Raw genomic sequence first — 26,248 nt, 5'->3', positions numbered from 1 at the left:
ACCACGGGGCGGATGCGTGTCTCGAGTCACGCTGGAAGTTCCCTGCCGGCCTCGGATTCTGCGCCGACTTGCCAAGCTGCGGGGTTGATCCGGCCGGAGTAGAGCGGCAACTCGACAGGTTCGTCATCGGGGCTGAACTGCTGCCATGGACGGGAAACGCCTGCCGTGCCGAACTCCCGTACATTGGCGACTTCATCCAGGTCGATCACATCGGTCAAAACCGTCGACTCGGCACCAGGGGCCACGGCCATCGCTCGCCCCTGCGGATCCACCAACAGACTTTGGCCCACACCCTGTGGTGCGGCCGCATTCACGCTTGCCACGTAGACCTGATTCACAATGGCGTTGGCACGCGCCAGCGTCAGTTCTTGAGGGCGGTCCGCCGTCGGGGTCTGAACGAAATTGAGGATCAACTCGGCACCCATCCATGCCAGGTGCCGGCTGCTCTCGGGAAACCAGGCGTCGTAGCAGATGGAAAGTCCCACCCGGCCGATGTCATCCATGTCAAAGACGACAAAGTCTGCCCCCGGAGTTAGCGTCTCGATCGGACGCCACGGGAAGACTTTACGATAAGCGGCAACTCGTTGGCCCGCGGGCGAATACACTGCGGCCGTGTTGTAGAGGCGGCCGTCATCGCCGCGTTCATAAAAGCTTCCCGGTGCCAGCCATATCTTCAAATCCCCTGCCAACCCGGCAAGAAAATCGTCACGCGGTCCGTCGATCGGCTCTGCCGCCAACTCCTTCCCGGGCTCAGCTTCACTGGAGTCGACCACGCCGGCTCCGCACAGGTGCATTTCCGGGTAGACGAACAGTTGCGTAGTTGCATAAAAGCGGGTCAGCTGTTCGAGGCGGGAAGCAAATGACGCGAGGTCATTTGCCGGATGGGCGGGCGCCTGGACGAGCGCGAGCGGGAGTGGCCTTGTCATGGTGCAGCTACCTCATTCCGGAGGGGTGTGATGAGTCACAGTGGACGGAACGAAAACTTAGTGAGAAAAGTGATCGGCTGTCAACAGCAGCGAGGGTACGTCGAGTTCCATATTGGTGGGCCCACTCTCAGCCCAATGCCTCAGCTTAGCCACCACCGCGGAAATCTCCGACGCCGCGTAATGCTCAGCCTCCCAGGCAGCATATAACCGGATGACAAGTTGCCGGCCATTGACACACAAATGAGCTGCTTCAAGCCCAAACAGGGGCGGCTCAACGACGATGGCCGTCCCTGTCCCCGAAGCGGCATGTGACTGTGCAACCGTTGCGGAACTGACCGTTCTTCGATGCCGTAAAGACAGTTCGTGTTCGACCTCAGCGGCAGACACCACCTGCCCAATCGCGCTGCCCGCCCCTGGAATGAGCAGTTCATCGTCCTCAAGTTGCGCCAATTCGACCCTCCCGCCTGCCGCAAACCGGGGGTGTCCTGGTCGGAATTGCAACATCAGTTCTGAGTCGATCAGGGGCTCACTGAAAAATCGGGCCGGCGGGCGGGTGGTCCCCACGGCAAAATCAGCCGAACCGTGCTCCAACTGCTCATAGACCGAAACAGGGCTGAACGCCTGCACGTCGGCGATTGATGACGGCCCCGAAGCGATAAAAGGTGCGATGACGTACTCCATTGTGGTCAACGGGCAGGCCACGACCAATCCAAGTGACCCCGACTCCAATGAGCGCATCAGATCCGTACCACGATCAAGGCGGCGCCGAATGTCTCGGGCGATCGGATAAAACTGCTGACCAGCAGCATTGAGCCGCAGCCCGGTATTCGTCCGATCAAACAGCTGTACACTCAAGTCCTGCTCCAGTGCCGCGAGTTGGCGGGAGATGGCCGGCTGGCTCACATAGCAGCGGGAAGCGGCAGCACTTACCGTGCCCAATTCAGCTACAGCTAAGAAGTAGTCAAGGATGCGCAGTTCCATTATGACTATACGTTATAGCATTCGACACTCATCGGTATTGGACGTTGGAGCAGACACCCCTCAATGTGGAAAGCACCCGTACCGTGAGTTCGTTCACATTCGCTGAGGATGCGCGGACTGAGAGGAAACCGATGAGATCAACCAGGAAGACTTTGGGCATCGCTCTGGCATCGATGCTTGCCCTTGCCGGATGCAGCGGGGGTGACGCGACAAGCAACACCGCTGGCGGCGGCAGCACTATGGAGACCCAGCCGGCCGAAGGCGTGCCGGCCTCATATCAAGGTGAACTACCGCTGCCGGAGGCCGATCAGGCATATAACAACCCCACCGATCGGGAGAGCATCCAGGATGGTGGAAAGTTGCAGTTGCCCATCGGCAGCCTCGGACCGCAGTTCAACAACGCCCACGTCAATGGCAATACCATTTCCAACGGGGAACTGATGCACAAAATCGGCCCGCAGATCTGGGATGTCACCGTCGGTGGCAAGATCACTCCTAACGAGGAGTACCTGCTCTCAGCCGAAGTCACCAGCAAAGATCCGATGGTGGTGGAGTATGAGATCAATCCCGACGCGGTGTGGAACGACGGCACGCCGATTGACTGGACCGCATTCGAAGCCACCTGGACCGCCATGAATGGCGAGAACGAGAAATTCCAGCCATACAGCACGGACGGCTACAGCAACATTGAGAGCGTCGAACAAGGCGATAATCCCAAACACGTCGTGGTGACCTTCGATAAGCCGTTCTACCCCTACACCTCACTCTTTGGCCGGCTGCTGCACCCCGACAATGCGGACCCGCAGGTCTTCAACAAGGGCTGGGTGGACCAGATCCCCACAGAAATGCTTGCCGGCCCCTATACGGTAAAGAAATACGACAAGACCGCCGGCCGGATCGTGATGGTGCCCAACCCCAACTGGTGGGGAGCCGAACCAAAACTGGACCGAATTTCCTACACAGTCATGGAACCCAGTGCGAGTATCAACGCCTTCGTCAACGGAGAGGTCGATGCGACCGAGGTAGGTTCGGCGGATCGGCTTGAGCAGGTGCGCGGCATGGGCGACGAAGCAATGATTCGCCGCGGAATCGGAACCGGCACCCGCACTTTCATGATGCAGGAACAGGAGGAGGGTTTCTTCTCCGATCCCATGGCCCGTAAGGCTGTCATGCTTGGCACCGACCGCAGGCAACTCGCTCAGATTATGTCCCGTGGCCTCGACTGGGAAGAAGAACCGCCCGGCTCTCTACTGTGGCGCCCGTTCCAGGACGGTTACGAAGACCTGATCGCTGATCTGCACTACGACGCCGAAGCAGCCCGACAAACTCTGGAAGAGGCCGGCTGGGTCAAAGGCGAAGATGGCATCCGCACTAAAAACGGTGAGCGGGCCACGTTCCAGTACGTCGACTTCACCGACTCACAGCTCAACGCTGCCGTGGCACGTGCCTACCAGCAGATGATGAAAGCCATCGGTGTCAAATTGGTGATTGACAACCGCCCAGGCAGCGAATTCGCCACAACCGCCTCTGAAGGAACCTATGACATGCTCTCCATGGTCTGGGGTTTCGGCGGTGCACCCAACGCCTATTCAGACTCCGCGTGCCAGATCTACTGCGGCGGAGACGAAGGGACATACTACACCAACATGGTCCATAAGGAACTTGATCAACAGCTCAAAAAGATCTCCACCATCAGCGACGTGCAGAAGGCAAAAGCAACGTCCAAGGAAGCCGAATCGGCAGCATTGCACAACTACGGCGTTTTCCCCTGGTACACCGGACCAGACATGGTCGCAGTAAAGACGGGGCTGGCCAACTACGGCCCCGCAGGGTTCAAAACCGTACCCGCCGAAAACATTGGCTGGGAGAAGGAAAGCTAAGCCAATCCCCACAACCTGCGACGTATGGTGACCCGGCCCGGTGCTCAGGACACCGGGCCGGGTCCCCGGTACGTTTGATTACCAAACATCGGACGAGTTCAAACTCTGCTTTCGGTTCTGCACGACAGTGCAGAACTGACCAGATCACAAGTAACAGAGCTGTGGAGCACGGTGTGGAAACAAATCAATCCATCGGCAGGACTTCTTTTCCTACTACTGGAGGCATGATGCAGCCTGGAGCTGTTGCTACAGATATTCGCGACAACAGACTATTTGGCCCGCCACGGCTGATTCCGGAGCCGGCTTTTGGAGGTCCCGGCAATGATGACATGCAGCTGACGCCGCGGCCGAGCCAGGGGCGGGGAGGTATGGAATTCGACTTTCCCGGCATATCCGTGGGAACCGCTGAGTATTCCGAGGGGCCAACCGGCGTCACGGTGATCGACATGCCGGCCGGTGTGAAGACAGCCGTGGACGCCCGGGGAGGCTCGTACGCGATCAGCGGCGGTGGAAGTGTCAACTACGCTATCTGTCTTGCCGGCGGCTCCATCTTTGGGCTGTCTGCGGGCGGGGGCGTCGCTGCTGAATTACTGCGCCGAAACGGAAACAAAGCCGGTTTCGGGGAGGTGAAGCCAGTTCCCTCGGCTGTCATTTATGACATGTCTGCCCGGGCCAACGCGGTCACGCCGGACGCGGCTTTGGGCCGGGCAGCGCTGGAGAATGCCAAGCCAGGCTATTTTCCGATCGGCAGGGCAGGAGCCGGAGCCAGCGCGTCGGCGGGAAAGGTCACCTGGGCGCGGACGGAATTTTGTGGTCAGGGAGCGGCCTTCGAGCGGTTCGGCGGAGTAAAGGTTCTCGCCGCCGTCGTCACCAACCCTGTCGGGGTTATCGTCAGCCGTGATGGCAGCATCGTCCGCGGCAACTATAATCACGAATCCGGTCGGCGGCGTCACCTGGCAGAGGATTATCAGGACGCCTTGGCATCCGGGCAACCGCCACAGGTCGAGGGCGGCAACACCACGCTGAGTATCGTGCTCACCAACGCCCGAATGGATGACCACCAACTCAACCAGTTCGGAAAGCAGGTACACACCTCGATGGGCCGGGCGATTCAGCCGTTCCAGACGATGAGCGACGGTGACGTCCTGTTTGCGATGACGACCGACGAAGTCGACCTGACACCGGCTGAGTCGAACCAGGATCGGCGGGCGCCGGAAGTGTCCACCGCTGTCGGTGCCCTCGCCGCAGAAGTCATGTGGGACGCCATCCTTGAAAGTGCACGCTGACTGCGTCACTCACAGCCCGGTTTGCGCCAACCGCGCCCACTCCACCGCACAGCCGCCGAGTACGGAAAGAGGAAGTCCCCTGATGCGCATTGACGCAATCTACACCAACGGCAGATTCCGCACGATGGACCCGGCCCGGCCCGCGGCGACCAGCATCGGCGTGCATGGCGGGCGCATCGTCGGAGTGGATGAAGAACTGGCCAATGTTTATGCACACCGTACCGTGGATCTGAACGGGGCTCCGGCGTTACCCGGATTTCACGACGCCCACTACCACCTGTCCATGACCGGACGGCGGCTCCAGTCGCTGGATCTTGGCTCCTTCAGCAGTATGGGGCCACTGTTGGAGGCGGTCCGTGAGCGTGCGAAGAAGGTGCCGCCGGACGGTTGGCTCCTCGGAGCCGGCTACGACCAGAACATCCTCGGGTCCCACCCGGTTGCTGATGCGCTCGACCGCGTGGCCGGCGGCCGTCCCGTACTGCTGCAACACGTCTCGGGGCACATGCACGTGGCCAACACGGCCGCCTTCGAACGGGCCGGCTACCACCGCCGCGAAGGTGTTCCCGACGTCGACGGCGGTTATGTCGTGCGCGACGATGACGGACGCGCCCAGGGGTTGCTGCAGGAAAAAGCCATGGGCCTTATCCAAGAGGCCGTGCCGGGGCCGGGATTGGACGATGTGCAACGAAACCTCGCAGCCGCTTCGGAGCAAGCTGTTGCCTACGGGCTGACCAGCCTGACCGAACCCGGCCTTGGCGGCGGCCAAACGATCGGCAACACCGCCGCCGACTTCCACAGCTATCAGGCCGCTGTCGAGAACGGTGCCCTCAAGCCCCGCATGACCCTGATGCCCTCCATCGGTGCCTTTCACTATCTTGAAGGTTTCCCGGATCAAGGCTGGTTCGGACTTGATCTGGGAATTCGCACCGGTTTCGGTGATGACCGGATCCGGGTGGGCCCGGTGAAGATTTTTTCGGACGGCTCCCTGATCGGAAAATCCGCCGCGATGCATCAGTGTTATCACGGTGAACCCGACAACAAGGGTTTCCTGCAACTGGACGCCGTGGCCCTGATGCGCATCATCGTCGACGCGCACAAGGCCGGTTGGACCATCGCAACCCACGCCATCGGTGATGAGGCAATCGACCATGTAATGGACAGCGTGGAGCAGGCCCAGCGGGAAGCGCCGCGACCCGGGGTCCGCCACCGCATTGAGCACTTTGCGGTCGCCAACGCCGAACAAGTCAAACGGGCCGCCGGTTTAGGTATCGTTCCGGTACCGCAGGGGCGTTTCATTTCGGCTTTCGGCGATGGGATGATTGAAGCCCTGGGCGCCGAGCGGGTTGAACACTGCTATCGCATGAAGTCGCTGTTAAAGGCCGGCATCGAACTGCCGGGATCGACGGATTCACCCGTCGCCGACGGCAATCCACTGCACAGCATCCACGACATGGTGAACCGGTTGACGCACTCAGGCCAGGAGTTGGCCCCGGACGAGCGGCTCTCGGCGCGGCAGGCTGTCCGGGCCTACACCTATGGATCCGCTTACGCCGCAGGCGAGGAACACAACAAGGGCACCCTCTCGGCCGGAAAACTCGCTGACTTCGTCGTCCTGTCCGACGATCTACTCGAAGTTGACCCGGCAACAATTCGCGATGTCACCGTCGGTGCCACTGTCATTGGCGGCCAGAGCGTCTACGACGACGGCGCCCTGCGCACGTGACCGGCACCCAGCAGGCTGACACCGGCACCTGGCCAATGGACTTCCCGGAAGGAAATGCAGTGCACCGCGTCGACGTGGCCGAATTATGCGCCCGGCTCATTCGCTTTGATACCACCAACTATGGGGAAGGCGACTGCAAAGGCGAGCGGGTGATTGCCGAGTTCATCGCCCGCATGCTCACCGACAGCGGCTACCATCCGCACGTCCTGGGGCCGTGTCCCGAGCGGGCATCGGTGGTTCTGAGGGTTCGTGGATCGGACCGTGACTTGCCTGGACTGCTGGTTCACGGTCATCTCGATGTGGTCCCGGCCGAGCCGGAACAATGGTCGATTGATCCGTTCGCAGGCACAATCCAGGACGGGTACATTCACGGCCGCGGCGCTGCAGATATGAAAGATATGGTCGCGATGATGCTGGCTACACTGTTGAACTGGGCCGTCGACGGCACCACCCCCAAACGCGATATCGTCTTTGCCTTCGTCGCCGATGAAGAAGACCGGGGCGATTACGGCGCTGTCTGGCTGGCCGAACAACACCGCGATCTCTTCCACGGTGTTGAAGCGGCCATTGGAGAGGCCGGCGGCTCTCCGAAAGAGCTCGGGGCCGCAGACGGCTCGTCGATACGGCTGTATCCGGTTTCCACGGCTGAGCGCGGCACCGCGCACATGCGGCTGTGCGCGACCGCAACGTCCGGGCACGGCTCATACCCTACAGAAGATAGTGCCCTGGGACACTTGCTGGCAGCTCTGCATCGAATCAACACCTACAAGTGGCCGCTCGTCCTGTCGGCGGCGGTCCGCTCCTTTTTGGAGGAGGCAAACCAAGCCTTAGGCAAGACGGTGGATTTACAGTCCGATGCTGGAGTGGAAGCGGCTGTGGACGCACTGGGCAAGGCCGGATTCATGGCACGCGCAACGATACGTTGCTCAGTCACCCCGACCATGGTTCATGCAGGGTACAAGGTCAACGTCATACCCGGGCTGGCGGAGGCGAAACTGGACATCAGGTCCGTGCCCGGCGGCGAGGTGCAGGCCCTGGCTATCATCGACGAACTGCTCGGCGATAAGGTCACGCGGGAATTTCTCTCGCCAGACGGGCCACGGCCACCGTTGGAAGCGCCGATGGACTCCCCCTGGTTCGCTGCAATGCGGGAGGTGCTGCTGCGGCATGACCCCGAAGCCGTCGTGGTTCCGCAGTGCCTCGGTGCCAGTACTGATGCCAAGGCCTTCGCCCCCTTGGGGGTGCAATGTTACGGCTTTGCCCCCCACGGGCCAGACCCCGAGGGACGCACCTTTCAAGGGGTCCACGGTATCGATGAGCGGATCCCGGTGGCTTTTGTACGATCCGGGCAGCGGATCCTGGATGACTTTTTGACGTCGGTCTAGACCTCAACACCACTTGCCACTCACGCGGACACATCGATCGGGTGCGGTTGGCCCCGTGGCGCTTCGGGTGGCCGTTCCGTCGCGGATTGGTTGCGGCCCCGGTGCACCTGAAGGCGTCGCCCATATCCTTCAGTTTTCATCCCGAAGGTGCCAAGCCATACATCGACAACGCTCGAATCGACGTGTGTGACGGCAGCCTGTGAATGGATCCTTTGGATCTGCTGCGGGCATCGTCAACTAAACCGAAGTTACGTCTATTAAAGATGCTGGGACCCCCGTGTTTGCGGGGGCCCCAGCATCTTTTGCTGGCTTGCTTTCTGGCTACGGTCTCGATTCGGTGAGGTGCTTGTCGATGAGTTCGGTCGCTTGGCGTTGGGTGGTCGTTGGCAGTGCTGTGAGGTCGAAGGCCGCGTCCGTGCCGGCGGCCCGTAGGGTGTTGCGGGTGCGTGTTCCCAGGTGAGCGAGCAGGCTTTGGAAGCTGTAGGCGGCGGTGCCGTCGGCGAGGGTGCGGGTGGAGGCCTTGGCTTGGGCTCGGCTGGACCGGGTGGCGGTGGTGACGGGGTTATCCGGTGTAGGCCTGTCTTCGTCGGTGTAGGTCAGGGGTTTGAGGGCTTGGCGCAGGTGCCAGGTGAGGTGTCCGGCGAGCATGCAGAGGAAGACGTGGGCACGGGTTCGGGTCTCGGTGTGGTGCTGAATCGGCCGGATGAGCAGGTCAACGGATTTGAGGGATTTGAAGATTTTCTCCACGTTCGCCAGTGACTTGTAGACGCGCACGGTTTCAGCGGCGCCCATCGCCTCGGCTGGCACGCTGGTGCGGATGACGTAGATGCCGTCCAGGGCTGTTTCGGCGTCAATCTGGTCCTGCCTGCGAGTGTAGGTCAGGCTCGTGTCGGTGATGTCCGGATCGAAGTGTTTGGCCATCTTGTACTGGTCGATGATCTTGCCGACCTTGACGCCGATTTTGCCGGCTCCGGTCAGCCGCCCGGCGGTGACGGCGGCGGCTACGGAGGCGAGTTCGGCTTCGGTGGCGGCGAGTAACTCACTGCGTTTACGTGCCCGTTCGGCGGCCAGGTCGGGGTTGCGGCAGGCGATCAATCGCTCGCCGGGGTAGTCGGGGTGGCTGATTTCGGCCAGGTCCTGCTCATCGAACAGGCTCATCTGCAGCGGCCCGTCATCGGCGGCCAGCGCTTTGATGGCCGGGGCCCGCAGGCAGGTCACCCAGCCCAGCGAGCCGGCTTTCTTCAACGCCTTGATGCGGGCGGAGGTGATCATCCCCCGGTCACCGACCATGACCATCTCGTCGACGCCGGCGAGGTCCTTGATCTGTGCGGCGATGGCCGTGAACGCGGTCGGATCCGCGGTATTGCCCGGCACCACGCGCACCGCGACGGGAACCCCGTCGCGGGAGGCGAGCATGCCGTACTCGATCTGCTCGAGGCCTTTCTTCCGGTCACGGGAGTAGCCACGGGCGGCCAGCCGGTTGTGGTGGCCGGTCACCCACGACGAGGACAGGTCGAATAATGCCAGCCGATCCGGGTTCGGCCCCTCACCCAAGTACCGGAGGGCCAGCTTCTTCTCAATCTTCTCCTGCCGGCCGGCCAGCCAGTCCATCGCCGCATACGCTTCGTCCGAGGTGACCGGGCCCAGATCGGCGGCCAGGGTGGTGTCTTCGAACCAGCGCAACGACGCCAGTTTCGAGGACGGGGCACACACCCTGGCGATGATCAACCCCATCGCGACGTCGCGGGCCCGGCACGCCGGGCCCAGCATCGCTTCGAACCGAAGCCCGTGTGCCATCCGGGCCACGGCATCGATATGCCCGGCCGGCAGCGACCGGGTGACCTCGAACCCGGCAGCCGCCTCGACGAGGGTCTTACCGGTCAACGACGCGCGCAGATCCTCGACCGCATGCTCGGGCAAAGCGGCGAGGTTGGCCAAGGTCTCGTGTCTGACCTTGGCCCCATCGCGGTACGAGCGGCGCAACAGTACCGACTCGTACTCCACCGTTTCGCCGGCCTTGTTCACCCGCCGCGACTTCGTCCGGGCTACATGCACTGCCTGCTGCGACTTCGCCATGGCCCGACTCTACTCCCGCACACCGGAGGCGTGGCAACCGACACGCCGTAATTTAGTGGCTACATTGCAAGGCCAAAAAGAGAGCTGAACGCCCGGAACCACAAGGAACCAGAGCGATCAGCCCACGTAACTTCGGACTAAAGGTCAGAGGGACAGGTCCCCATGCGTGAAGCGCTGGTTGAACCATCAATGCTCCGAAGAAATCTGATGACAGACCGGCGGCCTCCAGACACGGAAGAGGAGGCTGTCATTGTTATCCGGCAAGCAGTTGTTGCGGCATCCGGACGGGCACCGTGTTCCGAATTTCAGGTCCGGCGACCGGGTTTCACGCCTTGGCCCGCCCGTTTGAGCGACCGGTTTCAGCGCCAACCCCGCCCAGATGCTTGGACACCGTACCGGCAGGGAGCGCGTGGGCCGTGACGCCGTCGGCACCTGTCATGGTCTCGGCCGCGAGCATGGCATTGAGGATTGCCTCTTCAGTGGCTTCGATCGTGGCGTAGAACAAATCGTCGATGTGCCGGTTGGTGAGCATGGAGATGTTCGCGGTGGTCCGCTTGTCGTCCGTGCTGAAACCTGCGGGTAGTTCGTCATTGCCTGTGGAGAAGCACAGGAAGATGTCGCCGCTGCCGTTCTCCCCCGCGCCGCCGGTGCGCGCCATTCCAAGCCCGGCCCGTTGGGCCAGCCGGGCACACTGCGTGGGAATGAGGGGAGCATCAGTGGCCACCACAATGATGATTGACCCGGTGCCGGCCCTGAGCGGAGAAGGTGTCCGGGGGGTGGGAATGGTCTCGGGTCCGATCAGGTGTCCGATGGGGACGCCATTGACCGTGAAACGGCTTCGGGTGCCGTGATTGGCTTGCACGAGCACCCCGATGGTGTATTCCGATTCGCCTGCCGGAATCAGCCGCGATGCGGTGCCAATGCCGCCCTTAAATCCGTGGCAGATCATGCCGGTGCCGCCGCCGACGCTGCCTTCGGTGACAGGTCCGCCGCCGGCCGAGTCGATGGCTGCGAGGACATCTTGTTGCCGCACATGGAAGCCATTGATGTCGTTGAGGACCCCGTCCCAGGTTTCGCCCACGACAGGCAGCGCGAAGAAGGACTCGCCGGCATCGCGTTGCGAGGCCTCATGAGCCACCAGCGCGTCCCGCACTACTCCGACGCTGTGGGTATTCGTCAGGCCGATGTGGCTGGTCAGCATGCCTGACTCGCGTATCCACTCCAAGCCGGTTAGCTCGCCATTGCCGTTGAGCCGGTGGGGCGCCGAGAACAGCGGTTCCTTCCAGGGGTCGGTGCGGGGCATGACGACGGTGACGCCCGTGCGCACCGGTCCCTCCCCCACGACCCGGCTCCCCTCTCCGCTGACACGCGTGGTATGTCCGACTTTCACGCCATCGACGTCGGTGATCGCGTTGTACCGGCCGGGCTCGTATTGGCCGATCACGATACCGAGCTCCCGGGATCGCTGTTTCACCACTTGAAATCTCCTTAGCTGTGGGCGCGCTCTTCGGCCTGCTGCCGGGTACTGTCGATGTGATCGCCAAAGTCGGTGAGCAATGTATTCAGTTGCTCGAGTACGCCGGGATGAAGGTCGGCGAGGTTGTAGCTTTCCTGCGGATCGGCCACCACATCGAACAACTGGGGCAGTTCGCTGAGATCGGTATTCGGGAAGCGGTCCACGTGGAGCTTCCAGCGTCCCTGGCGGATAGCGTTGAGGTGCCAGCCGGCATAGAAGTACAGCGCTTCGCGTTCCAGCCCCGCATCACCGGAGAAGAGGCCGCTGATGTCGATCCCATCAATCGGACGGTCCTGCGGAACCTGCGCGCCGGTCAGACCCGCCAGGGTGGGCAGCATGTCGATGAAGCAGGCCGGTTCCTGCGAGCGGGACCCGGGGTGAATGGTTTGTGGCCACCGGGCGATGAAGGGCATTCGTATTCCTCCTTCATAGGTGTCGATTTTCCGGCCGCGGAATCCGCCGGTGCTGCCCTCGTACCAAGGGCCGTTGTCGCTGGTGACCATCACCAGTGTATTTTCCGCCAATCCGAGCTGGTCCAAGTGATCAATCAGCCGGCCGACGTGGTGATCGAGGCATTCGATGACATCTCCGTAGGTCCCGGCGGCCGAGGTGCCCCGGAAGTCTTCTTCCACGTGCAGCGGAATGTGCGGCATGGTGTGGGGAAGGTAGACGAAGAATGGTTCGTCCCGGTGGCGTTCGATGAAGTCCATCGCGGAGTCCGTGTAGCGGCGGGTCAGCGAGGTCTGGTCAACGGGTCCGTCCTCGGGCTGGTCATTGACGTACAGGCTCAGCGGATCCATGTCATTGCTATAGGGCAGCCCGACAAACTCCTTGAACCCGTGACGCAGGGGATGATGCTGCTCCTGGGCGCCCAGATGCCATTTTCCGTAAATGCCGCAGGCATATCCGGTTTCGCTGAGAATGTCCGCGACCGTCACTTCCCACGATGAGAGACCTTGTGGCTCCTGCGGGAAGATCACCCTTGGCAACCCGACCCGCTGAGCGTAGCGGCCGCTCATCAGTGCCGCCCTGGACGGCGTGCAAGTGGGCGCAGCGGAGTACATGTGGTCGAACATCATGCCGTCGGCGGCCAGCTGATCCATTCGGGGTGTTTTGATCAGCTGGTTGCCGGTGCACCCCAGGTCGCCGTACCCCATGTCGTCCATGAAGATGAGCACAATGTTGGGCCGCAAGGAAGTGGTGGGTTCGTCAGTCAATGGGGTTCCTTTTCGCTGTAGTTGCGGGGGTGGTTATCCGGTCTCAACGCTTAGATGAGGTCCGGTTCGGGTTTGAACCGTCCGTTTTGCCGTCCGGCTCGCAGGTCGTCGACGGTGAGCGTGCGGGTGTAATCCTCGCCGTCCGGTCCGATCAGTCCCAGGTCGCGCTTTGCCTGCAGGGCGACCGCTTCCGGGTCCAGGACTGACCGCAGTGCCTGTTCGCATTCACCGAGGACGTCTGCGTAGTCGGGCTCCGGTGCGAGGTCAGTCATCTCCCGGGGGTCGTTCGCCAGGTCATAGAGCGTGGGACGGTCGTTGCAGTAGTAGGTGTATTTGTAGTTCCCCATCCGGATCATGTACCAGCTGTCTTTGAAAAAGTTGCCGTGATGTTCGGAGACTACCCAGTTCGGCCGGTCGGTCACGCTGCCCTGGATCAGCGGAAGCCAGCTGTGCCCGCGGCGGTCAGGTTCAGTCTCGAGCCCTGCCATGTCCAGCACGGTGGGGTAGAGATCGACCAGCGACACCGGTTCAGTGCGCTGCTGGCCTGTGGGCAGTCCGGGCCCGCTGACGATCAATGGCACGCCGACCGAGCCTTCGTAGGAACACTGTTTATAGAACAACCCGTGCTCGCCTGCGCTCTCGCCGTGGTCGGAGGTGTAGATGATGTAGGTGTTCTCGTACAGGCCTTGCGCCTTCAGCTCATCGATGATGCGGCCGATCATCGCGTCAGTGGCGGTGATCATGCCGTAGTAGGCTGCCACCGTCCGTCGTACATCCTCATCGGTGATGCCCTCGGTTCCCTGCCCTTTCTGGAAGTGCCGAAGGGCCGGGTGTAAATCTTCGTTCGGGAATGAAGCGTCGAAGGGCATTTGTACCTTGTCCGGATAGTACTGTTCGAAGTATTCCTCCGGCACGCAGAAAGGCCAGTGGGGAAAGATTAGGCCCACGTACAGTGCCCAGGGCGCGGCGGACTCGGAGCCGCCCTTGTTTCTGATCCAGTCGACGGCCCAGTCGGTGATGATCCGGTCGTGATCCCAGAACCCGTAGCGGTCGTTGAAGTCGCTGCCGTCCGTGACCGCGGGCTCCCGGATCCCCGAGTTTTTGATGTGTGCCAGCTTGTCCGGCCGGACATATCCCTCCAGCCGTGGCGCGAAGGGGGTTTGCCGGGGATACTCTGACCACGCGGGTCGGTACTTCAGAATCCGGTGCTCACTGAAGCCCGCATCCTGATAGGGTCCGCACATATCCAGCTTGCCGATCATGGTCGAAGGAATTCCTGCTTCGTGCAGCCGGCGTGACCATGTCATTTCCGACCGATCCAGCGGCACGTGCAGAAACCAGCTGCCGACGTCACTGGCGTATTTGCCGGTCATGAAGCTCATCCGGGACGGCACACACACCGGTGAATTGCAGTAGGCGTCCGTGAAGTGCGTGCCTGAGGCGGCCAGCGCATCGAGGTTCGGTGTCTGCACATACGGATGGTTTCGGTAACCGGACATGAATGGGTGGTGTTCGTCGCTGCACAGAACCAAAATATTCGGATTATTCATATACTCCTCGCTTGACCGGGGACCGAAACCCGGAGTGTTTAAACTGTCGACGCTTATTAGAGTGTCACGTCTCCGCACAGGTGAACCGTGATGCCCAGCTCATCCATCATGGCGGCCTTGGCGGTCAATGCCTTATCGGCGGTGGTCGCGTCGGGGGCGTAGACGACCTGGACGTGGTTGGCCTTGTGGCGGGCCATCAATTGATCCCGGCCCACCCCGTTCAGTACCGCGTGCATGATGGGCCATTGGGGGTCGGTGGCTTCGAGCCTGCGCCGGGTCTCTTCCTCCGGCAGTTCGACGACGTGTCCGCGCCCGATGTCGGCGTGCAGCGCCCCGTCCATGATGAAGATCCTGGAGAAGACGATTTCACCGGGTTTCGACACACCGGACAGGGTGGATCCGCCCTTGGGGAAGAACATCGGTGGCTGGCGCATCCCGTAGGACTTGCCGTAACCGCCGTTGTGCGAGGCCGGGACCGATCCGGAAATCTCGAAGACCCAGACGAATTCGCCGTCGTACTCCTCGCCCCAGCGGATGTCGTGGAGGGTGTTGGCCGGGTCCAGGCCCATCGCGTTGAACAGACGGGTGGTGATCAGCGTGTCAACGGCGACGCCCTCGTCGACTTCATTGAAGTGCGGCAGCGAGGTTCCGGCATAGAGTTCGCGGGAACCGTCACGGGAGAACACCGCCGGTCGTTCCACGTTGTTCAGCAGCCCCTCGGGCAGGTCCGAGGCCGGAGCCATGTCCTTGAGCCCTTGCTGATATTGGATACCGATGGCGTCGGCCCCGAAATCATCGGCGATGCGCACCGCTGCAATGTACATCTTCATTTGTGCGTGAACCTGGGACTCGGTCAGGTCGCTGGCCTCATCGGTGCCGAAATTGAAGGTGAATCCTGCCTCTTCCAGCCATCGCCGCGCGGCCGCCGCTGCTTCGTCCGGCACCCGGCCCATTTCGGCCAGCAGCGCGGACTGGGAGAGCCGTTCCTTGTAGATGCCCAGCTGGTTGAGCATCTCGTCGTCGAAGATGGCGTTGTACATTCCCATGCAGCCTTCATCGAAGATGCCGATGATGGCCTTTTCGTCCTTGAGCTGGTCCGCCAGCGCGGTTCCCAGCCGCTTCTCCTGAGAGGCGGGCAGAGCCGGCAGGTCCCGCACATGGGACACATCGTGCTTAATGCTGCCGGTGGCCAGCCATTCATCGAGCTTTTCCAGTGCCCATGCGTCGGTGAAGTCCTTGCTCCACAGAATGGAGTGCCCCACTGCGGCCTTCGTCAGTGATGCCGTCAGGTTCAGCAGACCCACCAGGCCGGGGAAATCGCCGGCGAAGTTGCCAACGATGAGGACAGGTCCCCGGTGCGAGCGCAGACCGGCCAGCAGATGGTGGCTGTACTGCCAGATGGCGTTAACCACCACCAGCGGCGCATCGGCGGGAATGTTCTTGAACACGTCCATACCGGCCCGCTGGCTGGTGGTGAACCCGTGCCCGGTCACCGGGTCAATGCCGTGGGCTCGTTCGACGCCGTAGCCGCGGTGTTCGACGGCGGCGCCAAAGTCTTTCTCTAGTTTTTCCTGGGTGGGCCAGCCCTCTTCATTGGCACTGGGGCGTAGATCTCCGCTGGCCACGGTGTAGATGGTGTTTTCCTTCAGCTGCGGGCGTTTCAGCCGTTCGGGGAAGACGTAGCGTCTCATGCAGTACTCCTGGTGTCTGTCGCATTGGATAGTCTGTGCTGGCGGCGGGCCAAGGTGTGCTGCACCGCCTGGGTGTTTGGATAAAGCTGCCGGTAGAGGTCGTACAGCTCGTCATAGTCCTGCCGCAGGCCCGGGTTGGGCGTGACGGTGTGTGAGGGCGGGTTCCAGGTGGCAATGTCGACGCCGGGTCCCGACGCTGCGTACGGGACGCTGGACCCCGTCGGCGCGTCCGCTGCGCACGATGCGTCTGCTGCGCGGCCGGCCAGATAGGCGGCGCCGTAGCTGGCACCAATAGTTTTCGAAGGAACCAGTTGCTCCCGGCCGGTGATGTCGGAGACGATCTGCGTCCACAGATCCCCCTGGGTGCCGCCGCCGACGGCCACGATCCGTTCGATGGACCCGCCGGCCGCTTCCATGGATTCGATATTGTGCCGCACTCCCAATGCTGTCGCTTCCAAAGCCGCCCGGTAGATGTCGCCGCGGCCATGGGACAGCGTCAGCCCGGCCACTACCCCGCGGGCGTCCGGGTCGGCGATGGGGGTGCGTTCGCCGGCGAAGTAGGGAAGCATCAGCAGGCCCTGCGCCCCGGGACCGGATTGGCCGGCTTCCAAGAGCAATTCCGGATAGTCGGCGGACCCGAACAACTCCTTCAGCCAGCCGGTAATCCCTCCGGAGGTGGCCATGCCGCCGGCCAGGCTGCGGGTCCCTTCGAACGCCCCGTTCGTGCCCCACAGATTGGCAGTGCTCACCCGCTGTTCAACGGTGTGCACCAGGAACATGGTCGTGCCGTACATCAGCATCAGGTCGCCCGGGTTCTGCGCATCCACGCTGACCGCTTCGCTCCAGGCATCAATGGTCCCGGCGATCACCGGGATGCCTTCGGGCAGGCCCGTTTCGTCTGCCGCTTCCGCCGTTACGTTCCCGGCAATATCGGTGGGCCATACCAAGGGCGGCAGGTCCAGGTGCGGGGCGATGTCGCCGGCCCACGGTTCGTACCACTGGCGGGCGTCGGTGTCATAGAGCGGTGTGCACTGGCTGGCCGAATGGTGGTCGAGCACGTAGCTGCCGGTGAGCCGGTAGACCAGCCACGACGAGGGCATGAACAGCCTGCGGGCCTTGGCCATTGCGTCCGGTTCATGCCCATCCACCCAGGCCAGCTTCGGGCCCACCGCCTGCGTGGACAGCGCCGATCCGCACCGGTCGAGAATCGCCTCATCGCCGCCGAACCGTCTGGTCAGTTCCGCGATTTCGGCGGTGGCCCGGGTGTCCACCCCGTAGAGGATCGCCGGACGCAGCGGCTCACCGCCGTCGTCGGTCAACAACACGCAGGGCCCCATCCCGCTGACCCCCACTGCGGTGACGTTGTCGCCGTCATGCACTAAAGCGCGGCTGATGGCCGCGAATTCCTCCCACCAGATGCCGCCGTCCATTTCCACCCAGCCCGGATGGGGACGGTCCACGTGATGTTCGCGGGTCTCGCTGGCCAGCACTTTACCCGCCGGATCGACCAGCACACCCTTGCTGCTGCTGGTACCGATGTCGACACCCAGCACGACGTCGCTCATTTATTGCCCTCCTGTATGGTCGCGCTGAACCGCTTGATGATGGCGTCCGCATGATCGGGGGTTCGTGGCTCGGCGTATAGCAAGGCACCTTTTGCGATGTTGCCCGTGCCAGTAGAGTGTCGCCCCCGGCACCTGTCGGGCAGTTGGATCGTTGCTGACAACGCTGAGAAAGAGCCCGTTCCCAGAAAACGGTCTGTGACGGTGGGGCAGGAGAGCCGGTCGATGTCGATGGCACATTCCATGGATGGCCGGCTTTTTGTGTGCTTTCCTGAACATCATTATGTCGATTGTAATATGATGTACAACACAACTTTGTTTATTTTCCAGGAACAATGGTCCACTTAGTGCAAGGACAGACAAGGGGAACGACCAGTGTGTACCTGTGGACAGGCAACACCGCGCCCCGATATTCGTGGGTCTGCTGCCATGGATTTCCAGCCGTCATCCAGTAGGGCCAATGACGATGTATTGATCCCGGCTGGCACTTTCGAAATGGGTGATTCCTTCAGTGAAGGCTACCCCTCCGATGGTGAGCAGCCGGTGCACCCGGTCTTTCTAGACTCATTCCGGATCGACGTGACTGCAGTGACCAATGCCCAATTCGCGGAGTTCACTGAAACCACCGGTTACCGCACAGAGTCAGAAATCTTCGGATCTTCAGCGGTGTTCTATCTCGCGGTTCGGGCGCACCCATCGGACATTCTCGGGCCGGCGCAAGGCGCGCCTTGGTGGTTCAACGTCCGAGGCGCCGACTGGGCCCATCCCTCCGGCCCGGACTCACACTGGTCAGACATCCCCGACCACCCGGTCGTACAGGTGTCCTGGAACGATGCACAGGCATACTGCAGATGGGCCAGCCGCCGGTTACTCACGGAAGCCGAATGGGAATATGCAGCCCGGGGCAGACTCCATAACCGCCGCTATCCATGGGGTGATGAACTGCTCGACGCAGATGGCCACCACCAATGCAATATCTGGCAGGGGACCTTCCCAACTCAGAATCTCCTCGACGACGGTTACCTAACCACTTCGCCAGTACGCAGTTTCCCGCCGAACGGCCACGGACTGTTCGAAGCCAGCGGCAATGTCTGGGAATGGTGTAACGACTGGTTCCTGCCGAAGTACTACCGCAACTCTCCTGACCGCAATCCGCCCGGTCCCACCATCGGCGAAGGCAGAGTGATGCGCGGCGGCTCCTACCTTTGCCACGAATCCTATTGCAACCGCTACCGGGTCGCTGCCCGCAGTGCCAACACCCCAGACTCAGCCAGCGGCAACTGCGGCTTCCGCACCGCCGGCGGACCTCTGGCATGACATCATCAGCATTTGCATCGGCTTGTGCACGCCGACTCTTTAGTAACTGGTTCACCGAAGACCATGCCCCAGGAGCGTTCTATACGGTGTCCAGCCCGGACGGCATCCTCGCAGAAGGAGACTTTGGTCGGTACGACGACCACGGAAACCGCCCACGCCACGACACTGCTTTCCGCATCGCATCCTGCACCAAGAGCTTCACGGCAGCTGCCATCCTGATGCTCCGCGACCGGGGGCTGCTCAGTCTCGACGACGACATGGCAGGTTTCGTTCCGGAATTAGTCGTAACTCGCCGGGCAGGGCACCAGCCGGTACTAACAATACGGATGTTGCTGACGATGGCCGGCGGCCTGGGAACCGACGATGCCTGGGCGGACCGGCAGGAATCACTCAGCAACTCCGAGTTTCGAAACATGCTGGCAGCCGGAATCCGATTCGTCTCGACTCCAGGCACGAGGTTCGAATACTCCAACCTGGGCTATGCTCTACTCGGCCAAGTGATTGAAGCAGTCACTGGTACCCCCTTTCGTCAGGTGATCCACAGCGAGCTGCTCGGACCATTGGCGCTGACATCAACCGGTTTCGACGTTGATGTGCGGGCAAGAGGTGGCATCGCTACGGGGTTTCGGCGTAGCGCTAATCGATGGCAGCCAGAGCCTTTCAGCAGGCCGGGCGCCTTCTCCCCCATTGGAGGAGTCTTTAGCACAGCCGCTGACCTCAGCCGTTGGGGCCAATGGCTGTCAGGCGGATTCTCGGAGAGTGCGGATGAAACAGCAGTGCTCAGCCGTGCCTCCCGCCGTGAAATGCAACAGTCACATCGCCTCACCGGTTCCACTACCAATAGTATGCCGACCACCTCCACCTGGGCGCCACAAGGATACGGCTACGGGCTCGTGGTGCACCTGCACCCTCGGCACGGGCCCATTATTTCCCATTCCGGCGGCTATCCTGGTTTCGGTTCCCACATGCGCTGGCATCCGAGCAGCGGCCTTGCCATCATCGCCTTGGCCAACGCAACTTATGCCAACGTTGCTCATCCAGCAGCCAAGACGCTGGAGATACTCTTGGAAGACCACCCATCCGATGCGTCGCGGTTCCAACTTGAGGAGCTCTGGTCGGAGACCCGCACCGCGCGCACCGACGTGGAGGCCCTGGTGAAAAAATGGGACGACGGTTTGGCGGCACGCATTCTTGCTGACAACGCGCGACTGGACGAACCGCTGGAGCGGCGTAGGGAAAGACTCGCAGAATTGCTGGAAGAAACCGGTCCAGTCATGGCATCAAGTGACTCCCTGCCCGACAGCTCTTTCAGCGCTTCGCCGGCGCACTTGAGGTGGACCATCCCGGCCGAACGCGGGAAGCTGGAGTGCGAGATCAGGCTGCACCCATTAAACCCGCCAAAGATCCAAATGATGCGGTTTGCGACTCATCCACAGAATTCGTCTGTCTGCTAAGACCAGACCGGAAGAAAAGCAGTTATGGGTAGCACGGACAGTTCTACAGAAGTCGTTATTATTGGTGCAGGGGCAGTGGGAGCCGCCACGGTCTACGAACTGGCCCGACAAGCGGCTCTGGTAACAGAGCTGGAGGCTGGCGGCGACATTGGTCAAGGATGCTCCTACGCGAACGCCGGGCTCCTGGCACCCCAGTCATGTGGAGCCGCTTGCGACGCCGGCCAACGTCTCAGCCGTGCTGCGGTACATGCTCACGCCGGGTAGCTCCTTCTATATGCACCCAGACTTCCGCCTTTTGTCGTGGCTGGCAACGCTTCACCGCTGCATCACACCCCCGAAAGGCCCGTATCCTGACCAGGCGATTACAGGAACTGGCCCACCGCAACCTCAATCTACACTCCCAATATGCCAAGACAGGCTTAGACACCGGATTCCAAAGAAACGGTTCCATGGATGTATTCCTGACCGGAAAGAGTTCGACCAATCCATCCGGAATATGCTGGCCGACAACATCAGGGAACAAGTACGGCCGGCCGATGAAGCACGGGCCCTTGAACCCAGACTGGGAGAAGTGGCAGGCGCCATTCATCGCCCGGACGAGGCCCAATGTGGCACCCAGGAATTCGTCCGGGCAACCCTTGCAGCGGCCGAGCGCCATGGCCCAACGATTGTCTGGAATACACAAGTCCAGCGACTTCATGTAACCACTCGACGCATCACCGCCCCTGAGACGGTTAATGGACAATTCACGGCCGAGACCTATGTCGTAGCTGCAGGACTCGGATCGCAACGGTTGTGCCGCAGCGCCGGTCTCCGCATGCCGCTGCAGGGTGCCAAGGGATACGTCGTCGACCTCCACGCTCCCCACGGAGCTCCGCAACTTCCAATCCTGTTCAAGGAATTGAAAGTCGTAGCCACGCCCTACCCGGACCGGTTGCGACCTTCAGGAAACCTTGAACTTGGCAGCGGAGCAAAAACCAAGAGTACCGGAAGGATCCGGGCCATCCGCGAGGCGGGAATACGCGGATTACCACATCTGGACACCCAGCGGGCTTTCCAAACATGGGCGGGACAACGTCTATGCACTGCGGATGAAGCCCCCGTGCTGGGCCGCAGTGCCCCCTATCCAACCTTGTCATCGCCGCGGGTCACGGAATGTGGGGGCTGGTGCTTGCCCCTGCTACAGGTGAGCTGGTCGCACAAGGTGTGCAGGAAGCCGCGCCAACCCTACATGAAGCGTCCTTCTCGCGGAACGCTTCGAAGCCAAAGGACCGGCTAGTCGATGAACTACGATCTGGCGATCAATAACGCGTTGATCATAGACGGAACCGGATCGGCTCCGGTACTTGGTTCCGTCGGCATACAGAACGGGACCATTGTCAACGTTCTACATCATCATGACCCACTTACGGCCACGGACGTGATCGACGTCGGCGGCAACGTCCTCTCTCCCGGGTTCGTGGACCTGCACTCCCACGCAGATTTCTCCCTCCCGACAAACCCCGAAGCCATCACCCAAATCACCCAAGGTGTCACCACACTACTGACCGGCAACTGCGGATTCAGCCCGTTCCCGGTCGAAGATCCCGCCACGTTGCAGACAGCAACTGCTTTCCTTGGTTCAGATCTGGATTGGAGCTGGCGAACGGCTAACGGTTTTACCGCCGCCTTGCACCACAAAGCCCCGACAGTTAGTGCAGTATTGCAAGTAGGACACGGTGCGCTACGGATCGCAACCATGGGCACCGCTCAACGGGCGCCGACCAAGAGCGAGCTGAGTCGCATGTGCGACCTACTGGCTGAAGCGGCTGAGCAAGATATACGGGGCTTCTCCACCGGGCTGATCTACTCCCCCGGTTCATATGCAGCCTCCGCCGAGATTGAAACATTGGCGCAGGTGGCCGCCGAGTACGACTTGCTGTACTCAACGCACATGCGTAACGAGAGCGACACCGTTCTCGAAGCAGTTGCCGAAGCCATCTCCGTTGCCCGCACCACCGGCGTGCGCTTGGAAATATCCCACCTCAAAGCGATGGGCCCTCGGAACCATGGGAAAGTGAATCAAGCACTACAGCTGATAGACGAGGCACGCGACGATGGAGTGGACGTGGCGACAGATGTTTACCCTTACGCAGCCTCCAGCACCACTTTGACGTCCCGTTTACCGGGGTGGGCACTTGATGGCGGCATCGCCGCCCTGCTCCAACGCCTTAACGATCCGGAGCAGCGCCAACACATCAGTTCGGCATTGTCGAAGCGATTCGACGGCGAAATAGACCCGGCCGGCATCGTATTAGCCGAGCTTCCAGATGGACCATATTCAGGGTGGATCGGGCGCTCGCTCGTCGATATCGCGAAAGCTCTCGCCACCACCGCCCATGATGGTGCCCTTGATGTACTCGCCGCTCACCAGGCATCAGTCGGAATCATTAACCACGCCATGTCAGATACCGATGTCGAAACCGTCCTACGTTATCCGCATACGGCGGTGGCAAGCGATGGTGGAATCTTGACAGCAAGAGGTGCTGGCAGCCCACACCCGCGTAGTTTCGGAACCTTCCCCCGGGTGCTCGGACACTATGTTCGAGAACGCCATCTCCTCTCCTTAGAAGACGCGATTCGCAAAATGACTTCTTTACCGGCGTCACGGGCCGGTTTGACAGACCGGGGGCGCATCGCCGGCGGGCTGGCCGCTGATCTCACCATCTTTGACCCACTGGCTATAAACGACCGCTCCACCTATACCGATCCGTGGCAAATGTCCGTGGGGGTTCAACACGTCCTCATCGGCGGGCGACTAGTTCTATATAACGGCCAAGTAATAGCCTGACTGACTATCGGGGCTTTCTCGCGGTAGGGGTGCGCGGAGTCATGCCCCAGCACCCGGAAGGCTTCATCGGCGATCTCACGAAGTAACGGATTGGATACGAGCGAGAGGTACGGCGTCCTCTCCTCTTCCACATTTGCTTCACGGTCAGTGGCCATGGCGGCTCCCTCGAACCCGCGCACAATATCGGTTGGGCAAAATAGTCCAAGTCGCTGGCGTGGACGAATGCCCGGAACGCGGTATGCTCGGCAATTTTGCCTGCTGTTATGCGTCACCCGATGCAACAGAGAACAATACCGACGCCGCTGAGCCAATGTGGGGAGATGTCGATGTGACCATAAGTGGCAGTGTCCAGGCGTTGGGTGCCGAACTGGAAATTCCGGACGATAGCAACCACGATCACGGCCCACGGCGGATTCCCAGGAGATAGCCAGCGACGGCCACGTCTATGTGCCAAACTCCTACAGTTCATTGGCTCATTAGCTCCGGTTCGGCAGGCGTTGGGCAGCAACACTTTCCTCGTGAATTGTGTACAAGGAAAGGAGTTCACAGACGCGGGTGGCCACAGATTTCCAACGCTCCCCTTTCGCCCCACAGAGAACTGAGTGCACGCGCATCAGATGAGCGAGAGAGTCGAATGGCTCATGGCCTGCCGTCCCTGTCAAAGTTCTCCTGACAGGGACGCGCGGGCTCGAGCGTACTTTACTGCCAGACGTTTGCGGGTCTTTTCATCGAGCCGTGCGACTCGGATGGGGTCGGTGTTGTCGTCGATGTCGGCATGCTTGACCGCGAGCGCGATGCGGTTTGATCGTATTCGGGTGTAGTAGCTGTCTGGGTTTTCGTTGTGGCGTTTGGTGATTGCGTCGATGCTGGTCACGACTTCGGGTGGGAACATGGTGGCGAGTTCTTTTAGCGCCATGTGGGTGTCTTCAATTACGTCGTGGAGCCAGGCGACTGTGCGGGCTGTTTCCAGATCCGCCGCGCTTGCGTGGTGGGTCACGTTTTTGGCGACGCGGGCGGGGTGTTCGATGTAGGGGTGGCCGGTTTTGTCTGTTTGGCCTTGGTGGGCGCGGGTGGCGATTGTGATGGCTTTTTGTTCCATGGCGCTCATATCTTGTCCCCTTGGTCCATTTTTGCTGACGCAGTAGTTGTAAGTGCTGCGGGTGTGGTGCTCTGTTGCTCGTCCTCGGAGCGCCGCTTGTCGAAGTTTGTGTCGTTGCCGTTCCTGGCCTTTGTCTTTTGCGTTGCCTTGGCTTCTACTACGGATCGCTGTCCGTGCGAACTGACACGCAGCTTCATGCCGGGCAGGCCCAGCGGCTGCGAGCGCCTGGACCATTCGCTGATGAATTGTCGTGGTGCGCTGCCGGCGTTTTTGTTGTAGAGCTTGATGGTGCGCCAGCGGCGGCCGCGGCGTAGTAGTTCGGGTAGTCCGGGGGCGCTCATGGGCTTCATGCCTGTTTGTGTTTGAGTTAGGCCCATTTCGGCGTTGGTGCGCTGCTGTGCCGTTGGTAGGGCGCGGTATCGTGCCATGATTCGGCGTGCGGTGTCGCGGCGTTCGTCGAATGGCTCCATTTGGTGGATTAGGTGTGCTGCCTGGTCGGCGGTGATCGGTTCGTAGATGCCGTCTTCGTCGCCGAACAGGTAGTCGTTTTCCAGCGATGCTGTGTGCATCCACAGTCCGGTGTTGGGCACCCAGCGCAGCAATAGCTCGGCTTGTTCGTCGGCTGCGACGACGATCGTCGTGCCGGGCGGCTGCCCTGGGGCGCGCAGGCGATAGAACTGGGTCATGATTCATCGCCTCCTTTCGCCTGGTTCTAGGTTAAGTATATCGTTTTTCCCTGACGGCACAATCGCCAAGCTGGGTTAGGTTGTTCAGCCCGTGGGGGGTGGGCAGCCCCTTATAGAGGGCTTTGTTGTCCTCGGCTGATTTTCGGCGTTCTGCCCATGAACGGCTGTTGTCGCGGGAGATTTCATAGAGCACGTGGGCTCGGTCTTTGAGGTTCTGCGAGCGCTGGGACTGGATCTGTAGCTCGGCTATTTGGCCATCGTTGTGCTGCATGAGCAGGTGCAGTCCCTTGTAGGGGTTTCCTGATACGTAGGATTGCTCGGCTTCGATGACGGTCCATCCTCGGGTGGTCAGCTCGGCGACGGTCGTCTTGGCGGTGGGCACGATGTCGTCATGGTCGGCCGACAGGGCGGTGTAGCGGGTCACGTCGGTCATCGAGTGGGCTATATCGGCCGCTTCGAATCGCCTGCCGGCCGCCTCGGCGGCGTCGAGTTTGGTGGTGATTTTCCGGGCCATCGACGCTGGTGATTTCAGGCGAAACGCTGCACCGTGCAGTGTGGCGCCGGTCGATGCGGCGGCAGTGTTCATGTCTTCGAATGTGCGCCTGTCGTGTGCTGCTGCGGTCTCGATTTTTGCTATGGCTGCGCACACTGTGGGCCGGTCGTGTTCGGTCCAGACGGTGGCAATTTCCTGGTCTGCCCAGTCCAGCGCGGGGGCGCCTGGTGTGGATGGTGTCAGATCGGCGGTGGTGAGTTTTTCCAGTCGCTCGGATTGAACGCATCGCCGACCGCCGGCGGCTTGGGATCGACACATGCCTCGATCGTACGTGTCCCGCCCGATATTTCTCTGACCGATCACCCGTTCATCGTGTCCAGAGGGAGACGCGGATGCACCGATCCGCACCCCATCCTCCGTTGCACCTCCATAGTTATAATTATCTAGGCCCCCTTGTCTTGTTGTATCTAGGGGCGATACCCTGGATATATTGCACACGGACAAACGGGAAGGAACACACATGAACAACGCAACCGGCACCGCACCCGCACCCGCACCCGCACCCGCACCCGCACC

20 protein-coding genes are annotated in these 26,248 nt (G+C 61.3%); 9 read left to right on the top strand and 11 right to left on the bottom strand.

Features of this window, described 5'->3' with window-relative positions:
- Positions 1-26 precede the first annotated feature (26 nt).
- A complete protein-coding gene (locus H535_RS0120425) occupies positions 27-926 on the bottom strand; it encodes a carbon-nitrogen hydrolase family protein (protein WP_026821005.1) in 900 nt (299 codons plus the stop codon).
- Positions 927-983: 57 nt separating this feature from the next.
- A complete protein-coding gene (locus H535_RS0120420; RefSeq protein WP_026821004.1) occupies positions 984-1,907 on the bottom strand; it encodes a LysR family transcriptional regulator in 924 nt (307 codons plus the stop codon).
- A 131-nt stretch (positions 1,908-2,038) separates the two neighbouring features.
- Here H535_RS0120420 and H535_RS0120415 point away from each other — a divergent pair, with 131 nt between their 5' ends.
- The 4 genes from H535_RS0120415 to H535_RS0120400 all read left to right on the top strand — a co-directional run bounded on the left by H535_RS0120415 (position 2,039) and on the right by H535_RS0120400 (position 8,181).
- Positions 2,039-3,787 carry an ABC transporter family substrate-binding protein gene (locus tag H535_RS0120415; RefSeq protein WP_026821003.1) on the top strand — a complete coding sequence of 583 codons (1,749 nt, stop codon included), beginning with the start codon at positions 2,039-2,041 and terminating at the stop codon, positions 3,785-3,787.
- A gap of 368 nt (positions 3,788-4,155) precedes the next feature.
- Positions 4,156-5,073: a P1 family peptidase gene (locus tag H535_RS27015; RefSeq protein ID WP_211236650.1), complete on the top strand. Its 918-nt coding sequence runs from the start codon at positions 4,156-4,158 to the stop codon at positions 5,071-5,073.
- 82 nt (positions 5,074-5,155) lie between these two features.
- Positions 5,156-6,796, top strand: a complete 1,641-nt coding sequence (locus tag H535_RS0120405) for an amidohydrolase (protein ID WP_026821002.1) — start codon at positions 5,156-5,158, stop codon at positions 6,794-6,796.
- 59 nt (positions 6,797-6,855) lie between these two features.
- Positions 6,856-8,181 carry a M20/M25/M40 family metallo-hydrolase gene (locus H535_RS0120400; protein ID WP_026821001.1) on the top strand — a complete coding sequence of 442 codons (1,326 nt, stop codon included), beginning with the start codon at positions 6,856-6,858 and terminating at the stop codon, positions 8,179-8,181.
- Between the two features lie 321 nt (positions 8,182-8,502).
- On the opposite strand, the gene H535_RS0120395 is transcribed toward H535_RS0120400, so the two are convergent.
- The 6 genes from H535_RS0120395 to H535_RS0120370 all read right to left on the bottom strand — a co-directional run bounded on the left by H535_RS0120395 (position 8,503) and on the right by H535_RS0120370 (position 17,796).
- The gene (locus H535_RS0120395) at positions 8,503-10,257 is read right to left on the bottom strand and encodes an IS1634 family transposase (RefSeq protein ID WP_051299607.1); all 1,755 of its coding nucleotides are present in this window, start codon (positions 10,255-10,257) and stop codon (positions 8,503-8,505) included.
- Positions 10,258-10,582: 325 nt separating this feature from the next.
- The gene (locus tag H535_RS27010; RefSeq protein WP_081416858.1) at positions 10,583-11,731 is read right to left on the bottom strand and encodes a DmpA family aminopeptidase; all 1,149 of its coding nucleotides are present in this window, start codon (positions 11,729-11,731) and stop codon (positions 10,583-10,585) included.
- A gap of 14 nt (positions 11,732-11,745) precedes the next feature.
- The gene (locus H535_RS27005; RefSeq protein WP_051299606.1) at positions 11,746-12,990 is read right to left on the bottom strand and encodes a sulfatase family protein; all 1,245 of its coding nucleotides are present in this window, start codon (positions 12,988-12,990) and stop codon (positions 11,746-11,748) included.
- A gap of 50 nt (positions 12,991-13,040) precedes the next feature.
- Entirely contained in the window at positions 13,041-14,540 is a 1,500-nt protein-coding gene (locus tag H535_RS0120380; RefSeq protein WP_026820999.1) for a sulfatase-like hydrolase/transferase, read from the bottom strand.
- Positions 14,541-14,596: 56 nt separating this feature from the next.
- The gene (locus H535_RS0120375) at positions 14,597-16,231 is read right to left on the bottom strand and encodes a fucose isomerase (protein WP_026820998.1); all 1,635 of its coding nucleotides are present in this window, start codon (positions 16,229-16,231) and stop codon (positions 14,597-14,599) included.
- Positions 16,228-17,796, bottom strand: coding sequence for an FGGY-family carbohydrate kinase (locus H535_RS0120370; protein ID WP_026820997.1), 1,569 nt, complete (start codon positions 17,794-17,796; stop codon positions 16,228-16,230). Before H535_RS0120370 ends, H535_RS0120375 begins: the two co-directional genes overlap by 4 nt.
- Positions 17,797-18,222: 426 nt before the next feature.
- Here H535_RS0120370 and H535_RS0120360 point away from each other — a divergent pair, with 426 nt between their 5' ends.
- The 5 genes from H535_RS0120360 to H535_RS0120350 are packed head-to-tail and all read left to right on the top strand — an operon-like array spanning position 18,223 to position 23,394.
- Complete coding sequence (locus tag H535_RS0120360) at positions 18,223-19,110, top strand: formylglycine-generating enzyme family protein (protein WP_081416856.1); 888 nt, start codon at positions 18,223-18,225, stop codon at positions 19,108-19,110.
- On the top strand, positions 19,107-20,564 hold the full coding sequence (locus tag H535_RS27000) for a serine hydrolase domain-containing protein (RefSeq protein WP_081416855.1): 1,458 nt from the start codon (positions 19,107-19,109) through the stop codon (positions 20,562-20,564). The genes H535_RS0120360 and H535_RS27000 overlap by 4 nt, the downstream gene beginning before the upstream one ends.
- Before the next feature lie 24 nt (positions 20,565-20,588).
- The gene (locus tag H535_RS30455; RefSeq protein ID WP_081416854.1) at positions 20,589-20,828 is read left to right on the top strand and encodes an FAD-dependent oxidoreductase; all 240 of its coding nucleotides are present in this window, start codon (positions 20,589-20,591) and stop codon (positions 20,826-20,828) included.
- Positions 20,812-21,843, top strand: coding sequence for an NAD(P)/FAD-dependent oxidoreductase (locus tag H535_RS30450; protein WP_155838801.1), 1,032 nt, complete (start codon positions 20,812-20,814; stop codon positions 21,841-21,843). Before H535_RS30455 ends, H535_RS30450 begins: the two co-directional genes overlap by 17 nt.
- 3 nt (positions 21,844-21,846) lie before the next feature.
- Positions 21,847-23,394 carry an N-acyl-D-amino-acid deacylase family protein gene (locus tag H535_RS0120350; RefSeq protein ID WP_026820994.1) on the top strand — a complete coding sequence of 516 codons (1,548 nt, stop codon included), beginning with the start codon at positions 21,847-21,849 and terminating at the stop codon, positions 23,392-23,394.
- A gap of 658 nt (positions 23,395-24,052) precedes the next feature.
- Here the strand turns inward: H535_RS0120350 and H535_RS0120345 are convergent.
- The 3 genes from H535_RS0120345 to H535_RS0120335 are packed head-to-tail and all read right to left on the bottom strand — an operon-like array spanning position 24,053 to position 25,990.
- Positions 24,053-24,502 (bottom strand): HD domain-containing protein, encoded by a 450-nt coding sequence (locus tag H535_RS0120345; RefSeq protein ID WP_026820993.1) that lies wholly within the window; start codon positions 24,500-24,502, stop codon positions 24,053-24,055.
- Positions 24,499-25,179, bottom strand: a complete 681-nt coding sequence (locus tag H535_RS0120340) for a hypothetical protein (protein ID WP_026820992.1) — start codon at positions 25,177-25,179, stop codon at positions 24,499-24,501. Before H535_RS0120340 ends, H535_RS0120345 begins: the two co-directional genes overlap by 4 nt.
- Before the next feature lie 31 nt (positions 25,180-25,210).
- Positions 25,211-25,990, bottom strand: coding sequence for a nucleotidyltransferase family protein (locus H535_RS0120335; RefSeq protein ID WP_035770356.1), 780 nt, complete (start codon positions 25,988-25,990; stop codon positions 25,211-25,213).
- Positions 25,991-26,248: the final 258 nt, after the last annotated feature.

Origin of the sequence: Arthrobacter castelli DSM 16402, assembly GCF_000430705.1 — a bacterium.
In the GTDB taxonomy this organism is placed as follows: domain Bacteria; phylum Actinomycetota; class Actinomycetes; order Actinomycetales; family Micrococcaceae; genus Arthrobacter_C; species Arthrobacter_C castelli.
Note: the sequence above shows the minus strand (reverse complement) of the source record. Positions and strands in the feature narration are given on the sequence as shown.